Annotated in this window: 17 protein-coding genes and 1 pseudogene; 5 read left to right on the top strand and 13 right to left on the bottom strand. The window is 48.8% G+C overall.

The genetic code is table 11. From position 1 onward, the window contains the following. Window positions 1-81 precede the first annotated feature (81 nt). Entirely contained in the window at window positions 82-918 is an 837-nt protein-coding gene (locus tag BP95_RS0127035) for an NAD kinase (RefSeq protein WP_021254271.1), read from the top strand. A 141-nt stretch (window positions 919-1,059) separates the two neighbouring features. Here BP95_RS0127035 and BP95_RS0127030 read toward each other — a convergent pair whose 3' ends face one another. Both BP95_RS0127030 and lipA read right to left on the bottom strand, forming a co-directional pair. Beyond that, on the bottom strand, window positions 1,060-1,746 hold the full coding sequence (locus BP95_RS0127030) for a YutD family protein (RefSeq protein WP_021254272.1): 687 nt from the start codon (window positions 1,744-1,746) through the stop codon (window positions 1,060-1,062). 186 nt (window positions 1,747-1,932) lie between these two features. Next, a pseudogene (lipA, locus tag BP95_RS0127025) lies at window positions 1,933-2,835 on the bottom strand (lipoyl synthase); the annotation flags it as partial. Between the two features lie 157 nt (window positions 2,836-2,992). On the opposite strand from lipA, the gene BP95_RS0127020 reads away from it, so the two are divergent. Further along, complete coding sequence (locus tag BP95_RS0127020; protein ID WP_021254274.1) at window positions 2,993-4,090, top strand: M23 family metallopeptidase; 1,098 nt, start codon at window positions 2,993-2,995, stop codon at window positions 4,088-4,090. A 125-nt stretch (window positions 4,091-4,215) separates the two neighbouring features. Here BP95_RS0127020 and yunB read toward each other — a convergent pair whose 3' ends face one another. From yunB to BP95_RS0126995, 5 genes are all read right to left on the bottom strand, one after another. Next, the gene (gene yunB / locus BP95_RS0127015; RefSeq protein WP_028533691.1) at window positions 4,216-5,229 is read right to left on the bottom strand and encodes a sporulation protein YunB; all 1,014 of its coding nucleotides are present in this window, start codon (window positions 5,227-5,229) and stop codon (window positions 4,216-4,218) included. 236 nt (window positions 5,230-5,465) lie between these two features. Next, complete coding sequence (locus BP95_RS0127010; protein WP_028533690.1) at window positions 5,466-7,067, bottom strand: S-layer homology domain-containing protein; 1,602 nt, start codon at window positions 7,065-7,067, stop codon at window positions 5,466-5,468. A 142-nt stretch (window positions 7,068-7,209) separates the two neighbouring features. Next, a complete protein-coding gene (locus BP95_RS0127005; RefSeq protein WP_028533689.1) occupies window positions 7,210-7,908 on the bottom strand; it encodes a metallophosphoesterase family protein in 699 nt (232 codons plus the stop codon). 136 nt (window positions 7,909-8,044) lie between these two features. Next, on the bottom strand, window positions 8,045-8,869 hold the full coding sequence (locus tag BP95_RS0127000; protein ID WP_028533688.1) for a TrmH family RNA methyltransferase: 825 nt from the start codon (window positions 8,867-8,869) through the stop codon (window positions 8,045-8,047). A gap of 8 nt (window positions 8,870-8,877) precedes the next feature. Then, window positions 8,878-9,546, bottom strand: coding sequence for a potassium channel family protein (locus BP95_RS0126995; RefSeq protein ID WP_021254279.1), 669 nt, complete (start codon window positions 9,544-9,546; stop codon window positions 8,878-8,880). 158 nt (window positions 9,547-9,704) lie between these two features. Here BP95_RS0126995 and sspI point away from each other — a divergent pair, with 158 nt between their 5' ends. The 3 genes from sspI (at window position 9,705) to BP95_RS32170 (ending at window position 12,070) form a co-directional block, all read left to right on the top strand. After that, window positions 9,705-9,932: a small acid-soluble spore protein SspI gene (gene sspI / locus BP95_RS0126990; protein ID WP_028533687.1), complete on the top strand. Its 228-nt coding sequence runs from the start codon at window positions 9,705-9,707 to the stop codon at window positions 9,930-9,932. Window positions 9,933-10,112: 180 nt separating this feature from the next. Beyond that, entirely contained in the window at window positions 10,113-11,189 is a 1,077-nt protein-coding gene (locus BP95_RS0126985; RefSeq protein ID WP_021254281.1) for a MerR family transcriptional regulator, read from the top strand. Between the two features lie 5 nt (window positions 11,190-11,194). Continuing rightward, entirely contained in the window at window positions 11,195-12,070 is an 876-nt protein-coding gene (locus BP95_RS32170; RefSeq protein ID WP_021254282.1) for a class I SAM-dependent methyltransferase, read from the top strand. Between the two features lie 29 nt (window positions 12,071-12,099). Here the strand turns inward: BP95_RS32170 and BP95_RS0126975 are convergent, their stop codons facing one another. The 6 genes from BP95_RS0126975 to BP95_RS0126950 form a co-directional block, all read right to left on the bottom strand. Then, window positions 12,100-13,686, bottom strand: a complete 1,587-nt coding sequence (locus tag BP95_RS0126975) for a peptide chain release factor 3 (protein WP_021254283.1) — start codon at window positions 13,684-13,686, stop codon at window positions 12,100-12,102. Window positions 13,687-13,936: 250 nt separating this feature from the next. Further along, window positions 13,937-14,392 (bottom strand): hypothetical protein, encoded by a 456-nt coding sequence (locus BP95_RS0126970; RefSeq protein ID WP_028533686.1) that lies wholly within the window; start codon window positions 14,390-14,392, stop codon window positions 13,937-13,939. Window positions 14,393-14,518: 126 nt separating this feature from the next. Further along, window positions 14,519-15,508 carry an ABC transporter ATP-binding protein gene (locus tag BP95_RS0126965; protein ID WP_021254285.1) on the bottom strand — a complete coding sequence of 330 codons (990 nt, stop codon included), beginning with the start codon at window positions 15,506-15,508 and terminating at the stop codon, window positions 14,519-14,521. Next, the gene (locus BP95_RS31485) at window positions 15,501-16,514 is read right to left on the bottom strand and encodes an ABC transporter ATP-binding protein (RefSeq protein ID WP_036667646.1); all 1,014 of its coding nucleotides are present in this window, start codon (window positions 16,512-16,514) and stop codon (window positions 15,501-15,503) included. The genes BP95_RS0126965 and BP95_RS31485 overlap by 8 nt, the downstream gene beginning before the upstream one ends. A 116-nt stretch (window positions 16,515-16,630) precedes the next feature. After that, window positions 16,631-17,476, bottom strand: coding sequence for an ABC transporter permease (locus BP95_RS0126955; protein ID WP_028533685.1), 846 nt, complete (start codon window positions 17,474-17,476; stop codon window positions 16,631-16,633). Window positions 17,477-17,481: 5 nt separating this feature from the next. Continuing rightward, window positions 17,482-18,432 carry an ABC transporter permease gene (locus BP95_RS0126950; protein ID WP_028533684.1) on the bottom strand — a complete coding sequence of 317 codons (951 nt, stop codon included), beginning with the start codon at window positions 18,430-18,432 and terminating at the stop codon, window positions 17,482-17,484. Window positions 18,433-18,475 lie beyond the last annotated feature (43 nt).

Here is an 18,475-nt window from a genome sequence, read left to right as displayed (position 1 = left end):
CCAGATGTGGAACGTATAATATGGAATTGGATATACTTCGTTATAAATCTTAATGAAAAGCAGTGCAAAGGAGCCAACGCCTTGAAGTACGCAGTAATGAACCGGGGAGACGACGTATCTGCCGCATTAGCTGACACGTTCCACCAACTGGCCAACGATCGGGGCCTAGTACGTGATGATGACGAACCGAATATTGTATTATCCATAGGCGGAGACGGCACGATGCTTCAAGCGTTCCATCGATACATCGATCAGCTTGATCAACTTGCATTTGTTGGCATCCATACCGGCCACCTCGGGTTTTACGCGGATTGGAAGCCAGATGAAATTGAGATGCTCGTTCAGTTGATTGCAGATAATCGAACTCAAGATCAAATATCACCGCGCATCGTCAAGTATCCGCTAATTGAGCTGCAAGTCGCTACTCATGACAACGGCTCCAACAAGACATACATCGCATTGAATGAGTTTACGCTTAAAGGGGTAGAAAATACGCTCGTCGCTCAAATTGATATTAATGACGAACTGTTCGAAATGTTCCGTGGAGATGGGGTGTGCGTATCTACTCCGTCTGGAAGTACAGCTTACAATAAGAGTCTCGGCGGGGCTATGGTTCATCCCTCGATCCCATCGATTCAACTTGCTGAGATTTCATCCATCAACAACCGTGTGTATCGTACGCTTGGATCGTCGCTTATTTTGCCGAAGCATCATCATTGTGACATCCATTCTCAGAAGAAGCAGAAATTGCTCCTGACGGTTGATCATATCAACATTCCGTTGGAGCAGCTGTGCTCCATACGCTGTAGAGTCGCCGATCAGAAGGTAACATTTATTCGCTATCGTCCATTCCCGTTCTGGAATCGGGTTCGTGAAGCCTTCCTCGGATATGACGAGCACGGCTGTTATAACGTATAAGTTCAACTTCACAATGCCCGCTGTTCACTGGACGGCGGGCATTGCTATGTCCTATTCATGCAAACGGCACCGCTCCTCGTCTTGAACAGATGAGAAGCGGTGCCGGTAAGTCCATCTACTATGGTATTATGCTGTGTCTGCTTAGGAACGCACTTCTTTAGGTGCGCGTTCTACCCGCTCTGCCCGTTCCTTCGATTCCGCAGCAGGTCGTGGCTGCGCAGCTGCCTGATTCGGTGTACCGCCTTTGCCATGATTCTGCTTATTGCGATTGCGCGAATGACGAGGCTTACGCTCAGACGAGGATGGCTTCGCAGCTGGTTCCGCTGCTGCATCCTGATTATTTTGCTTCGGCTGGAGTACGATCCCCTGCTTCGGTTGCTGCGGCGGCAAATCCGCAGTAGGCGCTTCCAATGCTGCTGCACCTTCTTGTTCTGCTTCATCTCCCTGATCTCCAGCAGTCCTTACACGGACATCCTTGTTGCCTACCCTTTCCAATATGAAATAGGCGCATCCGAAATTGCAATATTCATTAATGTAATCCATCATTCCGGACAAGGCGCTATCCTTAGTGGATTTCGCATGAGTGTCACGGAAGAAGCCTTTGAGGCGAAGCTGATTGTATCCCCAATCCCCTAGAATGTAATCATACCGTTCTAGTACTTCGCTATAGCGACCCTTGAATGCTTCCGGATTCCATGCGTTCTTGTACTCATGAATGACTTCGTACGATCTGCCTCCAATTTGAATCACGTCCGTGATTCCCCCTTCCCCTGCCGCAGCAGGCTCAAGCACGAACGGAGGAGCGCGCTTTATCGAGGTTGTTCCCATAACATAGAGGCCTGCATGCTCCCTCTCCTCCCGATTGCCGCCGCTGCTCCTTACAAGTCGCTAGCAACTTGTAAGGAGACTGGGACATCGAGTAGATGATGCATTCTTCCCGCTGCTGAACATCGGCTTCTCGAACGGTCACTCTTTAGGCGAACTCCGTCTCATCGCCAGCGGCTAACAACACGATTACGCTTGTGTAGCCATGGACTTATGAGCGGACTGGACTTGTTCATGCGCATGGTAGGAACTGCGGACAAGCGGTCCCGATTCCACATGGCTGAACCCACGCTTCAATCCTTCGTTCTTCAGCTCTGCAAATTGTTCTGGAGTGTAATATTTCTCAACGAACAAGTGTTTCTTCGTCGGCTGTAAATACTGTCCAATTGTCATAATGTTGCAATCAACGGCGCGAAGATCGTCCATTGTCTGCAAGATTTCATCCCATTCTTCCCCTACGCCAAGCATAATGCTGGATTTCGTAGGAATGTTCGGCTGCATTTCCTTCGCACGCTTCAACAATTCAAGTGTGCGTTCATACTTCGCCTTTGCACGTACACGGTCGGATAACCGTTCTACCGTCTCGACGTTATGATTGAGAATGTCTGGCTTTGCGTCCATAACCAACTTAAGTGCATCCCAATTACCCATGAAGTCCGGGATAAGCACTTCCACACTACAGAGTGGCAACCGGCGACGTAGCGCCCGGATCGTCTCTGCAAAGATCGATGCTCCTCCATCATTCAAATCGTCTCTGGCTACGGATGTAACGACACAATGGCGCAAGCCCATGCGCTCTGCAGCTTCTGCTACGCGTTCTGGCTCCTGCAAGTCCAATTCCGTCGGCATGCCGGTATTGACCGCACAGAAGCGGCAAGCACGAGTGCAGATGTCTCCCAAAATCATAAACGTCGCCGTACGATTTGCCCAACATTCATAAATGTTCGGACAACGTGCTTCCTCGCATACGGTGTGCAACGTTTTGGAGCGCATCATATCTTTAATCTCGGAATAGTTCTCTCCGGTAGTCAGCTTGATGCGTATCCAATCTGGTTTCTGCTTCTGCTCTCTCGTTTTCATGGAGTCTACCTTCCTTCTTGTTCGCTTAACCTTGACCTAATTCTGTATTATACCATGAACCCTTCAAAATCTATACCTACGTGTCCATTGCTTGGATAAAAAGGCCATTTACGCACATTCTAACATTAAATCAACCTTTTCAGGTATGGAATAAGGAGGAAATGAAGACATGAGACAAGCTCCATCTTATCTATGTGCAGGACTTGCCTTATGGCTGGGGCTGATGACACCACATTCAGCAGTGTTGGTTCACGCCGCTCCGTCTGGTTCACAGCAGCAGAAGATTCAGTCTAGCCAGCAGTCTGGAGCTGCCAAAGATTCTGGTCAGGCACCATCCCCGGCAGGGGATGTATGGAAAGCGCGTCGAAATTTATATGAGCAAATGTCGATACTGACCGGAATCCCTTGGTACCGATTAGCTGCCATCGACCAGTACGAGCGGGCGTTGACCAAAGCCAACCCAAAACAGCGTAAACATCCAGATCGACTAACAGGCGTATATGTGGATCCCCGTAAATGGGCTGGCATGCTGAACCCGGATATCAATGATGACAACCCGAAGTCGATATCTATCTTTAGAGGTATTGGACGCGACGGTTCCGGGGACAAGCGTGCGGACGCCTCGAATGATGTGGACTTGCTCTACAGCGTCGCTTCGTTCATTGGAGCCTATGGGCCTAATGTCGAAGATTTTGGCAATGGACTGTGGCATTATTATTCCAATCCGCGTGCTGTTCAGCGTGTCCAGCAGTATGCGCGGATTTTCGAGCATTTCGATAAAGTAGATCTGTTCGAGTACACTTTCCCATTGCCTCTTGGAAGCTCCTATTCATATCGAAGTACTTTTGGAATGGGACGGCATTACGGGGGATATCGTATTCATGAAGGCACTGATATCTTTGCCGGCTATGGGGTTCCTGTGCGCAGCACCTGCTATGGCATCGTTGAGGTGAAAGGCTGGAACCGTTACGGCGGCTGGCGGATCGGCATACGTGATCTGAATAACATATATCATTATTACGCCCACCTGTCTGGTTATGAGAAACATATTAAGGTTGGCGATATCGTCACCCCAGGTCAGACAGTCGGATGGGTTGGCAGCTCTGGATATGGCAAGCCTGGCACATCAGGCAAGTTCCCTCCGCATCTCCACTATGGCGTATATCGCGATCGCGGCTTAGTCGAGTACGCGTTCGATCCGTATCCGCTTCTGTACCAGTGGGAACAATCCGATAAACGCAAGCGGCTGAATTCCAAGCGGCGCTAACGATTGGGTTCTAAATAAGGCAAAAAGGGCACATCTTTCGGCCGTACCGATGAATGTGCCCCTTCTTCATATACGAATCCCATACACATTCCATTGCGCATCTGATACAGTGCGCCATAATCCGATCACGATCCAGTATTACCGTTACCGCCATGCTGCTGCACATCACCAGTCTCGGCCGGAGCTGTCGGATCAGCATGCGTTTCCGTCTGTGTTGGAACTGTTATCCCTTCCTGCTTGCTGCCCGAAGAAATACTCCCACTTCCTCCGCTGCTTGGAACCGACTGCATAGGCAGCGACAAGGCAGGGGCTTTTTCCCGATTCGCTCCCACTGGCTGGCCCTTGCCATCATAATAGTACATTGGAACATCCCCTACAACGAGCAAATAGGAGATTGGAATTTGAGTTTCAACCACTTCAGGCTCCAGATCGAATGGAATGACAATCGCGACCTCTTCCGTAACCTTGATATACACCTCAACCAGTACCATATTGATGCCAACGTCCATAGGGCGGGTATTCAACTCCACCTTAACCGCACCCTGCGGCTCCATCTTAACCGGTATCCGTGGGCCGAAGGAAGCGATCAGTGGACTGCCCAGCGCTTGACCAAGCGGAATCTTGTCACTGATTTCATGAATATTCTTGAGAGAGGACTCTACAATATCTACCGTTTCGGAGGTAATCCGCATATGCTCGTTGTAATTCAAGACGAAGCTTGTCACTTTACCGCGTGAATCGGTTTTCCATTCAATCAGCTTATCGAGTTCTCGCCCACGCATCACCTGATCGGTAATCGCTCGGTTAATGGCCTGCGTCGCAATTTGCTTTACACGAATTTTAGCCAAATGCATGAGCGGCCCCTTCACATTTCTATCCACGTAGACGAACAATTGCACTGTCAATAGCGTGAAAATAACGAGCGCAATGAAGAAGGCTCTGCGTTTTCGCTTCGGCTTCGCTTGTCTGCTGCTCCAGCCTGATGATACATTTTTGGCTTCTGATTGACTTGCAACTGGCATCCTCGGCCGTGGACGCCACCCTGACGCTCTCCAGCCCGGACGGCGCTTGCTCCAAGATATTTTCGGCCATCTCCATCGCCGCGCACGGAACCCGCTCGAACGCCACCTGTTGTTCACATCCGATTCCCCCTCCCGGTCGGTGCAACGAGCAGCCTGTACGTTCTCAGTGTATGCTTGCCCGAGGGAAAAAAGAAGAATTCAACCGTGTAATGTATTGCAGGACAAAAAAACGAGCAACCAGATTAACACGGATTGCTCGTTCGATATGAATGATAAAAATAGTCTCCTGAATTCCGATTTGCTCCATTACTTTTTCATTCACCATTCAATTTATTACGTACATGTAACCTGTTTCAAAATGTTAACGAAGAATATCTCCACTGATTATCTAGTGCCTTCCATACATCGTTCGTCTCAGCACCTACATACCAATAGGCAAATCCCGCCACATTGCGTTTGCTCGCCATTGCATACTTCGAACTCAGGGAGCGGCTTTCTTCTGCCCACACTTGATGTCTTATTCCTCGATCCATGAAGTCAGCGATATACTGTGAAGTTCGGTCATCCCATTTGACCTTGCGGGAACGAAGCAGTTCACCTTGCTCGTTCAATGTCATTTCACGGGAAGTAACACCTTTTTCTTTGATCGCCCAATCTCTCGTATAGAAGGGAAGTGCTACGATGACTTTGTTAGCCGGCACCGACTCCACAAGTTTATCCAGCGCGCGCTGCACCCATGGCAGCGATGACACGGATCCCGCATTCGGCGCACCGTCCCAGTGCTCATCGTAACTCATCAGGACCATATAATCCGCAGACTTGCCGAGTGCTGCATAGTCAAATGCCTCCGTCCAATCAGTTCCCAAGTCAGGAGACACATCAATAGAAAGAACCGCCTTCTGTTGATGCAGCTTAGCAGCCAGTTCCGACACGAACACCGTTAAGGCCTGTCTATCATCTGGTCTCACATTTTCAAAATCAAGATTTAAACCATCTAACCCATATGTCTTCACAAAGCCCGACAGCTTCGCAATGACCGCATTCTTCTTCGTTGGATCCGTAAGCACCTGATGCGTCAAATCCGCATTGAAGCGATTCCCTACAAGCGCCCACACCTGCTTGCCATGCTGCTTTGCCCACGACAGGAGCACCTTGTCGGTTTGATCCGTTACCGTCTGCTTTGCATCAAGGAAAAACCATCTTGGCGATAATGTATTAACGTTTGAACCTGAAACCTTCTCTATATACTGCTGCGTCGTAAGCTCATGCATCCATCCCATCTCGATGCGTTTCGGCGGGGTCTTCGTCAGAGCCTTCGACCAATCCGGGCGTTGAAGCGCCCGATTCAGCACGACAGCCGTCTCCTGCCGGGTCAGCGGGTCATTTGGCCGGAAGCCATCATCGTCACCGGTCATAAGGTTCAGCTTTTCCATAATGCTTACATACGGTACGGCCCATTTCGCGATACGCGATGAATCTGGATAAGACAATACGCCGGAGCCGGATTTCGCTGATTGCTTGAAGGCACGTACAATCATTGCAGCTGCTTCCTGTCGGGTTACAGGCTGCTGCGGCTGGAAGCTTCTCTCCCCTGTTCCCTGTACCAAATGCAGCAATGACCCGGCTTGAACCGCACCATAATACCAAGCGCTGCGCGGCACGTCATCATAGGCAGAAATGTCACTTGCTACGGGGTGCAAATTAAACATTCGATTGATCATGCTGATTAACTCCGCTCGGGTCACCGACTTCTCCGGTTCATAGCGTCGATTACCGGATCCGGTCACAATGCCTTTCTTATATAAGGTGACAATATCCTGCTGCCCGTATAGACCAGCAATATCATCGAATGGCAAACCTGAGCCTGCACTCTTTGATTCTCCCCATGCCAAACTTCCGGTTATAAACATCGCGGCCACAGCCGTTAACAATACAATTTTGCGTCGAAAGGTCACTTTGATATCCTCACTTTACTAGAGATGATAGATTGCGCTATCTTTAATCCTAGCAAAAATGAGAACATTGATAGATAATCAAATAATGGAAAACATCATACATTTCTGTATGATAATAGGAGCATATGAATGAATATTTTTACTACATGCGGTAAACATTGCGTGTTTCCATTTTTTTCAGAGCTGTCTTATAGACAATATAGGTCATTTCACGCACATTGACTAAGCCTAATCCCCGCTCCTCTTTAATCGGGTACGTACTTGAACCCATGTCGCAATTCAGACGAACCCCGTCAAAATAGATTCGCTCTACTGGGGTATGGCCATGAACGATAGGCTTGTTGTCGGTCAACCTCTGCAGATTAGATTTCGGTATGCTGTAAAAATCCGACTCTGACATCCAAAGTATGCTTCTATTCTGTTGATGTAACGGCTCATGAGGATTTAATCCGGCGTGCGTATAAACAAATTCATCATCTTCGTAGAGTAATGGTAGAGCACAGACCCATTCTATGTATTTATGCATCTCCGATTCATCAGCAAATGCCCTCGAAAAATCCTTAAGAGTATCGATCCCTCCATGTCTGAGCCATAGCTTGTCCCCATGTTGATAATAATCCCTCATCATCTCCTCATGATTGCCAATCAACGCAATCACATTATCAGGATAAGTGTCTACTAATTGCTTAATCTTCTTGAGAACCTTACCGCTTTCTTTTCCACGATTGATATAGTCCCCGCCGAACACAAGCTGATCCTTAGTTAAATCGATCTCCTCGTACTTTAGCAATTGTTCGAGGCCACTAAACTCACCATGTATATCACTCATGAAATACTTCAATAAACTGAACCTCCTCTGATTAGGTCCCGCATATGCAAAAAGACCGGACAAAGGAACGCGCAGTAAATCAATCCTTTTCCAGTCTCTTGTCTATTCAAATACTATTTTATAGGGATATTCATTTATACCACAGGATCTATTGCGAGTAATGACGCTGTCTCATTGCCTCATAGAGCAGCACTGTAGTAGCCATGGCTACATTCAGCGATTCCGCCTGCCCACGCATCGGAATAATAATCGTATCATCTACGAGCGATTGCACGTTCTTAGAGACGCCTTGCCCCTCATTGCCAACGACAAGCCATGTCGCCGGTCGATAGTCATAGCTATAGCAGGAATGCGTTGCCTGCAAGCTCGTGCTGGCTAGGCGAACCCCGCTTGCTTGCGCAGCAGGAAGCAGCTCAGCTAAATCCCCCTCTACAACCGGCAAGTGAAATAGCGACCCCATAGTTGAACGAATCGTCTTCGAATTATAGAGATCAACGGTCCCTCTGCCAATGACGACACCATCTGCGCCAACTGCATCTGCGGTACGGATAATCGTCCCTAGGTTGCCAGGATCCTGTACGCCATCCACAACAACAACGAGTGAGTTCGGTGATACCAGCAAGCTGTCTACCGATGCAGCAGGCTTATGGACAATAGCGAAGACAGGCTGCGGGGTCTCGGTATCACTGCATTTGCGTATGATCGCATCCGTCACTGCAATCCACTCCGTGCCCGGAGCACGACCAGAGGATGATAGTCCTCCCTCTTCTTGCAAGTGCAATGGCTCCAACTCCTGCGGTATTCCGCTGTTCATGTCATACGCCACGACATCCACCTGCATATCAGAGCGCAGAGCCTCCAGTACGAGATGGATGCCTTCCACGATGAACAAGCCTTCACGGTTGCGGTGCTTTCGTTCTTTTAGCTGTACCCAGCTCTTTACTTTATTATTCTGTATCGATGTAATGCTCAATGATTCTCTCATGATTCCGAAAATGCCAGCTCCATCGTATTCAAATGTTCGTTCTGCCCAATAATGACAAGCACGTCTCCTTCTTTAATGCGATCTTCTGCATATGGAGAAATGTTAGTCTTGCCGTTGTTCTTAATTGCCATAACGTTGCATCCATACCTCGCGCGGATATCAAGTTCCTTCAAGTTCTTGCCGATCATAAGCGGCGTCGCACGAATCTCTACAATACTGTGGTCATCAGACAACTCGATGTAATCCAAAATATTCGGCGAAATTAGGTTGTGCGCAACGCGCATCCCCATATCACGTTCAGGGAATACGACCTTGTCAGCACCAATTTTGCTTAATACTTTGCCGTGCAGTTCATTCTGCGCCTTGGCAACGATCGTCGGCACACCTAGATCCTTCAGGATGAGCGTAGTCAGGATGCTTGCCTGTATATCTTGCCCGATGGCAACAACAACTACGTCAAAGTTGCGGACACCAAGCGCTTTCAGCGCTTCTTCATCCGTACATTCTGCGGATACCGCATGCGTAACCATATTCGCTACATCCTGAATTTTCTGCTCGCTCGAATCAATCGCAAGCACTTCAAATCCCATTTTGCTTAAGCTGTTCGCTATACTTGTACCAAATCGGCCCATACCGATAATGGCAAATTGTTTTTTGGCAGCCATAGGTTCACCTTCCCCATTTTCCGACAACATTCTATACCCTTCATTATAGCATGCCCATCTCTGTAGGTGAAACGCGAATCCCTTCCTTGAATGACTGTCCTCATCTCAGGGAATGTTATAGCATGAAGCAAGCACACGCGAAGGAAGGAGGACTGCCTGTGGCCGTCACATTGAATTTGCGTCAAGCCATTGTGCAAAAGGTAAAAAATAAGCCCGATGAAGATATCGTAGATATGATTGAGGGCTCCATCGATTACGATGAACGCGCATTGCCTGGACTGGGTGTGCTGTTCGAAATGATCTGGAAGGCGAGCAGCAGCGAGGCTCGTCAGCAGCTTATCGATACGCTTCAGAGCAAACTGCAAGACGAACAAGCTGGCAAATAAGCATCAGATCTGCCCGCATCCACGAAATGCAATTATGCATATCCACATTACAATGACGCAGAACCCATTGCCCTTGAATAGAGGGATAACGGTTCTGCGTCTTTTTTTACATATCGCTTTACATTGACGCTGCGTCAAACTATACAATGAAAGCATAACCAAGCAAGGAGCCGATGCCCCATGAAAATTCAAGAAGCTGCAGAGCAGCTTGGGATGACAACGAGAGCAATACGCTTCTATGAGCAAAAAGGTCTACTGCCTCCGCTCGCCAAAGAACAGAATGGCTATCGCGTATTCAATGAAACGGATATAAGCCGGCTACGGACAATAGGCGCACTGCGGGAGATGAATTTGTCAGTCGAGCAAATTCGCTGCTGTATTGATGATGCAGCTCAAGGGAATATGGCGTCTGTCCATCCCTTTTTATTAGAAAAGCGGCAAGAGCTGGCCCTGCAATATACCGAGCTGAAGCGGCTCCTCGGCCAAATTGACAAGCTGCTTAACGGCTATGATTCCGATCAAGCGAATCAAGGAGAGATGATGATGAACGATTTACATGCCATTGGCGAACAATCACGACGCTACCAGAAGCTGCGCAGTGATTGGAGCGACCGCTGGAATTTTGACAAGCAGGCAGGACAATATGATCACGCTGTAGCGAACGGTACGGGGCCATTGGATGTCCACGCCGATTATGAGGCCATTCTTGACAGGGTATGTCTTGAGGCGATTCAAGAGTCAAAGACCGGAGAAAGAGGACTTGAAATTGGGATTGGTACGGGCAATCTGGCTGGCCGCTGCTTGCGCCTGGGGGCAGATATGACCGGCATTGATCAGTCAAACGCAATGCTCGAGCGATGTCGGGAGAAATGGCCGAATATTCGGCTGCTGCAAGGCAACATGCTGGCTTTGCCAATAGCGGATGAACAATTTGACTTCATAATATCAACCTATGCGCTTCACCATGTAACCGATGATCAGAAAGAGATCGCCCTTGCCGAGATGATCCGGTTACTTCATCCTGATGGACGCATTGTAATCGCAGACCTAATGTTCCGGGATGAGGCGCATCGCGCTACCTTTATTGACGAGCTGACAGCTGCAGGGGACGTGCAGGGGATTGAAGCACTCCACGACGAATATTTCGCCGATCGTTCCAGATTGATTTCATGGTTAGAGCAGCACGGTTTCAAGGTAAAGCTGGAACAGTTGAATCATTTAATGCACATGCTGACGATTTCCAAAGAGAGGGTGTAAGAGCCGTGACAATCGAATCAGCGCAGGATGGTACCGCCCAACCCCGAAATCGCAAAGTGACACTTGTACCTCAATCGGATGAAACCAAGCAAGCGAACACGAAAATGAAACCGGATCATGACACCGTCTACGCCCAGCAGGCTGCCGATTATGACCGTATGATCCAGTACGAAGATATCGAGCAGGAATGGCGGCTCTCTGTACAGCAGGTGCTCAATAAGCGGCATTATGAGCGGATTATCGAAATTGGTGCAGGAACCGGAAGATTTACACGAGTTGTATTAGCTGACATGCCCAACAGAGATTGGCAATCTGGTTCCTATGTAGCCTGTGACGCATCTGAAGCGATGCTAGAGCAGCTAAAGCACAATATATGGCTTGATGTATCCTTGGGACGAATAAGCGCCCCTACAGCCGCTAAGCTGTCCACACATGAAGCACTGCACCACAAGCTTCCGCTTGCTGATCATTCTGCTGATCTCATTCTAGCAGGCTGGACAATCTGTTATGGTGCCTGTGAAGGGAATACAAGTGAAGAACAGGGCAGTTTACTAGATCGCATCATGAGCGAACTAAGACGCATATTGCGTCCCGGTGGATGTATCGCGATTTGGGAGACACTTGGAACGGGGGTAGCCGCTCCCGAAGTTCCCCCTGGATTACGGACGTACATTCGAGACTTAGAAGAACGTTACGGGTTCGAGCGCACGGAATTAAGCACGCATTTCCGCTTCCCTTCGATGGAGGAGGCCAAGCAGATCACAAGCTGGTTTTTCGGTTCCGCCGCCTGCAGGTTCCTCAAGCCAGAAAGTGATGGCAGTGTCGTACTGCCCTCCTATACAGGCCTGTGGGTCTGGGATAATGACAAAGCCCGCCAATAATCTGGCGGGCTTCTTGTCGTCTATTTTCCTTAAGGAGCTGTCTCCATAAACTTCAAATCCGGCATTTTGTCCATAGCTGTACGCATCGCATACTCGTTCTCAAACAATGCGACAAAATTGCCGTTCTTGTCCTTCACGAGCTGTGAATTGATACGGAACTTCGTTGGATCAATATCCTTCGGATTGCCTGTTACCCATCTTGCGAACTGGTACGTTAGACGCTGCATCATCACATCAACGCCGTACTCCGCCTTCATCCGATATTCGAATACCTCGAATTGGAGCTGACCTACTACACCCAATATCGTCTCATCAAACACGCCTGCGGAATGGAATACTTGAATTGTACCTTCCTCAGTCAACTGATCGACGCCTTTTTGATACTGCTTATGCTTCAATGCATTCTTAACCGTCACCCGGGCGAAAATCTCAGGAGAGAAGGTTGGCAGTTCATCGAACACCACTTCCCCACCTTGACTCAAGCTGTCTCCAATCCGGAAAATGCCTGGGTCGAACAGACCGATAATATCGCCTGGGAATGCCTCCTGCACGATATCCCGATCCTGGGCAAGGAATTGCTGTGGCTGCGCAAGCTTAATCTCCTTGCCTGCCCGTACATGCTTAACGGACATCCCGCGCTCGAATTTGCCGGAGCAAATGCGCAAGAAGGCAATGCGATCCCGATGGGCAGGGTTCATATTTGCTTGAATTTTGAAAATATAGCCCGTAAACTTCTCGTTCGTTGGCTCAATCGGTCCTTCCGTCGATTGGCGCTGAGCTGGCTTCGGAGCAAGCTGAAGAAAGTTATCCAAGAATGTCTGCACGCCGAAATTGTTGACCGCACTTCCGAAGAAGACGGGTGTCAATTCGCCGCGCTTTACCTTCTCATAATCGAACTCGTCTCCCGCTACGTCTAACAATTCCAACTCTTCACACAATTGATCATGCAAATAGTCCCCTGCAATTTGGCGAATGGCCGGATCGTTGTAATCCTCAACCTTCTTCACACTAATCTTCGTGTTATCATCCTGGAACAGCTCGACTTGGTTCTTCATGCGATCATATACGCCGCATAGACCGCGTCCCATACCAATCGGCCAGTTCATAGGCACAGAACGAATACCTAGCACCTGCTCGATCTCTTCCATCAGCTCAAACGGACTGCGACCTTCACGGTCGAGCTTGTTGATGAACGTAAAGATCGGAATACCACGCTTCGCACATACTTGGAACAGCTTAATGGTCTGTGCCTCGACACCCTTCGCAACGTCGATCAACATGACAGCAGCATCCGCAGCTGTCAATGTGCGATACGTATCTTCACTGAAGTCTTGGTGACCTGGTGTATCCAAGATATTAACCCGATGCCCATTATAATCAAATTGCATTACCGATGACGTAACCGAGATACCACGCTGCTTCTCGATTTCCATCCAGTCACTTGTTGCATGCTTGCTCGCTTTACGAGCCTTGACCGTACCTGCGAGACGGATGGCGCCACCGAACAGGAGCAGCTTTTCTGTCAATGTCGTCTTACCGGCGTCTGGGTGAGAAATAATCGCAAAGGTACGACGCTTCTCTACCTCTTGCGCTAATTGTTCGGATAATTTACTCATATCGTTAGCCCTCTCATCACAAAATCACGTAAGTCCTATTGTAACACAAAATAAGTAAACCTATAAATGGGTAACGAGAACAACCTTCAAAGAATATGAAATATCTCTAATCCCTCGTTACTGCATCCCTGCTATCCTAACAGCTATCCCCTATATTAGGAACTCATTCACTTTACAACTAAAAAACCGCCCATCCTCTCATCGAGAGAATGGACGATTCGATTATATCATAATACGTATTATTAACTACTTATGATTGCTCAAGCAGAGCACGGACAACCAGTGTTACCGTACCCGCTCCATCCGCAGCCGACCCTTCAACTAATGTCCAGTTCAAGGCCAATGAGGAGCGAATTACTTCGACATCAGCTGCACTCAGCTTCAGTCCTGAAATACGACCCATTTCCTTGGTATAATGCTCTCCCTCTTGCACATCGAAGCGCTCTTGCAGCCATATCGACATACCATTATTCGTGTTAAATGTCATCCGATATCCCTCTGCAATTGCTTGAGCAAGCGGCTCATCATGTTCGTTCGCATAGGATACGAAGTCATCATACGTATACCACTCTTCATTAATCGTAATGAGTTCGCTAACATCTCCTGTGCGTGCTGCATGCAACAGCTGCTCTTCGGTAATGCCCTTACGACGAGCGCGTTCTATCATAATCGCGGTACTTTGCGATACCCGAGTCTCTGTAGACATCTATTCCACTCTCCTCACAATTGTGCATTGGCATAGATTAACAAATATCTAGCATTATATCATACTAGCTATAGGAAACCCATCACCTCTCGTAATTGCTATACGAGCTTAATATAATTGCACCACTTACACTTGACCATCATTCAAATGGCAAGCCGCATAATGCCCAGGCGAGATTTCCCGCCACTTCGGCTCCTCCTGACGGCAGCGTTCCGTGGCAAATGGACAACGCGATGCGAACTTGCACCCTTGCATGTCTGCGAGCGGACTTGGCAAATCTCCCTGAAGCATCGAGATCGCTGAACCAGCCTGCTTCGGATCCGGTACAGGGATTGCGGAGAGAAGCGCCTGCGTATAGGGGTGTGCAGGATGGTTGTACAACTCATCGCTAGGAGCGACCTCGACCAGCTTGCCCAAGTACATTACGCCGATCCGATCCGATATATGTCTTACCATGGATAGGTCATGCGCGATGAACAGATAAGTCAACCCATACTCTTCCTGCAAGTCCTCCAGCATATTCACCACTTGGGCTTGTACGGATACGTCCAGCGCCGAGATTGGCTCATCGCACAAGATGAACTCAGGCCGTACCGACAGTGCGCGCGCAATACTGATCCGTTGACGCTGACCGCCGCTGAACTCATGCGGATAACGCTCTGCATGCTCTGGCTTCAGTCCTACCTTCTCCAGCAGAGACAATACCATATTACGCTGATCCTTCCGGTTCACGACGCCATGGATCGCCATCGGTTCACTAATGAGTTGAGTCACGTTCATGCCAGGATTCAAGGAAGAATAGGGATCCTGGAATATCGTCTGCATTCGCTTGCGGAACGGCTTCAGCTGCTTCTCGTTCATTGTCGCGATGTTTTGACCGTCGAACAGCACTTCGCCATCCGTTACATCATATAGTCTTACAATCGAACGTCCTGTCGTTGACTTCCCACAGCCTGATTCTCCGACAAGTCCGAACGTCTCCCCTTTATGAATATGGAAACTGACATCATCTACTGCTTTCAATACTTTCTGTGGACGGCCGAGCAGTGATTTGGAGGCTGGGAAGTACTTTTTTAGTCCACGCACGTCCAGCAAAATTTCTTTTTGGTTACTCATTTGACAGCCCCCTCTCCAATCGTTCCAGTCGCTGCTCTTCTTCTTCATGCACAAGCCAGCATAGCGAACGATGACCTGGATCGGTCGTAACGACCGGAGGCATTTGTCTGCACTTGTCCATCGCAGAAGGGCAGCGCTCCATAAATGGGCAGCCTTCCGGCGGATGTAGCAGGTTCGGCGGCGTTCCCTCAATCGTAGCGAGACGCTCGCGTGTTCCTGTCGATACTTTCGGAATCGAGCGAAGCAATCCCTTCGTGTATGGGTGACGAGGACGCTCGAAGATATCCTCAACCGTGCCCTCTTCCATAATCAACCCGCCATACATGACGATAACCCTCGTACACACTTGCGCTACAACACCCAAGTCATGCGTAATGAGTAGAATGGCGGTGCGCGTCGTATCCCGGAGCTCCTTCATCAATCCCAGAATCTGTGCCTGAATCGTGACGTCGAGCGCAGTGGTCGGCTCATCTGCAATAAGCAGCTCGGGCTGGCAGGAGAGCGCCATTGCGATCATGGCCCGCTGACGCATCCCACCGCTGAATTCATGTGGGTACTGATCGATGCGCTGCTCGGGCGAAGGAATACCAACCTGACGCAGCAGTTCGATTGCCCGCTTTCGTGCTTCCGTCTTCGACAGCTTCTGATGACGCTGCAATACCTCTACGATCTGTGCGCCTACCTTAACTACCGGATTTAGCGACGTCATCGGATCTTGGAAAATCATTGCAATCCGATTACCCCGAATGCGCCGCAATTCCTTTTCTGACATATCTAATAGGTTATCTCCGTGGAACAGCACTTGACCGCTCTTAATCTGTCCCGGATGTTGTATTAATCCAATGAGAGACTTCGCTGTCACGCTCTTGCCGCTGCCCGATTCACCGACGATGCCGATGACTTCGCCTTCATGAACATCGAAGCTGACGCCCCGGACAGACTGCACTTCTCCGTCGCGTGTGTGGAACGAAGTTCTCAGTTGTTGAACGGATAGCAGTTCATTCATAAGTCTCACTCCGTTGTATAGTATCGTTAGCCCTGCATCTGTCGTTAGACGATCCAACTATCTGCTCTCTACAGTGCACACACTGCATCCTAGAACCTAACCCAGCTTATAATGGACTAACGTTGATTCGCTTTTGGTTCAAAGGCAACACGCAGCACATCGCCTAGGAAGTTGAACGACAGCACTGTAATCAAGATAAGCAATCCAGGGAACAAAGCCATATAAGGCGCCTCCCCGATATATCCTTGTGCGCTGTTCAACATACTTCCCCATGACGCATTCGGCGGCTGTACCCCGAGTCCAAGGAAGCTTAGTGACGACTCCATCATAATTGCCCCTGCAATATTGATCGTCGCCGTAACAATAATCGTAGGCATAATATTCGGAATGATATGCTTCCAAATGATGCCGAACGTGCTCTGGCCTGATACTCGCGCATACAGGACATATTCCCGCTCCTTGACGGACAATGTCTCCGCACGCACAATTCGGGATATGTTCATCCAGCTAAGCAGGCCGATGATCAGCACGATCGTGGTAATCCCTGGCTTCAAGTAAGCATTCAGTATAAGCATTAAGAAGAAGGATGGTATCGACATTAAAATATCAACGATACGCATCAACGTATTATCAATCCAGCCGCCAAAAAAACCACTAATTGTACCTACAGCTGTTCCTACCAGCACTGCGATAAACATCGACAAAAATCCGACACTAAGTGAAATACGTCCGCCATACAATGCCCGTGCGAACACATCGCGCCCTTGATCATCTGTACCGAACCAATGAGATGCGCTTGGGGACTGAAGTGTCTCCGTCACGACCATCTTGTCGGGATCATGCGGGCTCAAAAATGCCAAGGTGGAAGCGATAATGAGAACCGCGAGTAGAATCAATGCTACCAGAGCCAGCTTCTGTTCTTTCAATTGTGTAGCGATATTTCGCCATATCATTCGGTTCATCTGACTCACCCCGTTGTCTTAATTCGTGGATCTACTACGCCGTACATCAGGTCAGCAACCAAGTTCCCGACAACCAGCATAACGGAAGAGATCATCGTAATGCCCATGATGACAGGGTAATCCAGCTGAAATACCGAACTAATCCCGAGTGCCCCCATCCCTGGCCATGAGAATACCGATTCCGTAATGAATGCTCCGGCAATCAGCTCAGGGAAGGACATACCGAGAATTGTAATGACAGGCAGCAGAACATTTTTCAGCACATGACGACGCAATACCGTGCCGCGAGTAGCTCCGTAAGCGTACTGAATTTGAACGTAGTCCTCTTCCAGCTGACTTATCGTATGCGAACGAATGTAACGCATATAGACCGATACATTCATGAAAGTCAGTACCGTACAAGGCAGAATTCCGTGCTTCAAAATATCAAGTGCGGAATCTACCCCGATTGTTCGCATCCCCATACTTGGGAGCAAGTTTAATTTCAACGCAAAAATATAAATCAGCATAATGCCAAACCAGAAGCTCGGGATCGAGATTCCGATATAAGACAGCAGGCTAAGGCCGCGGTCACTAAGACGATTTTTACGTGACGCAGCGTACATGCTAAGTGGTACCGAAATGAGAAGTGAGATCAACATAGCGGATCCCATAAGGCCAATCGTCGCAGGCAGCCGTTCTAAAATGAGCTCCGTCACCGGCCGATGGCTCATCAGTGAATAACCTAAATCTCCTGAAAATACATTTTTAAGCCAGTTCCAATACTGCACAATAATCGGTTCCGTCAATCCAAGGTCATGACGGATTCGCTCTACATCCTCCGCGTTCATGTTCGGTGTGACGAACGAAAGCACCGGGTCTCCCGGTGCTAGTTTAATGAGCGCGAATGATACGATTGAAATAAACCAGAGCAGTGGAATGGCTTGCAGAACGCGTCGCAAGATGTATTTCTGCAATTCAATTCCCTCCGTGCAGACGCCAGCCCTTGCTGGCGCCTGT

This window comes from Paenibacillus sp. UNC217MF, assembly GCF_000686865.1.
Classification (GTDB): domain Bacteria; phylum Bacillota; class Bacilli; order Paenibacillales; family Paenibacillaceae; genus Paenibacillus_B; species Paenibacillus_B suaedae.
This window is presented reverse-complemented; position numbering and strand designations above follow the sequence as displayed.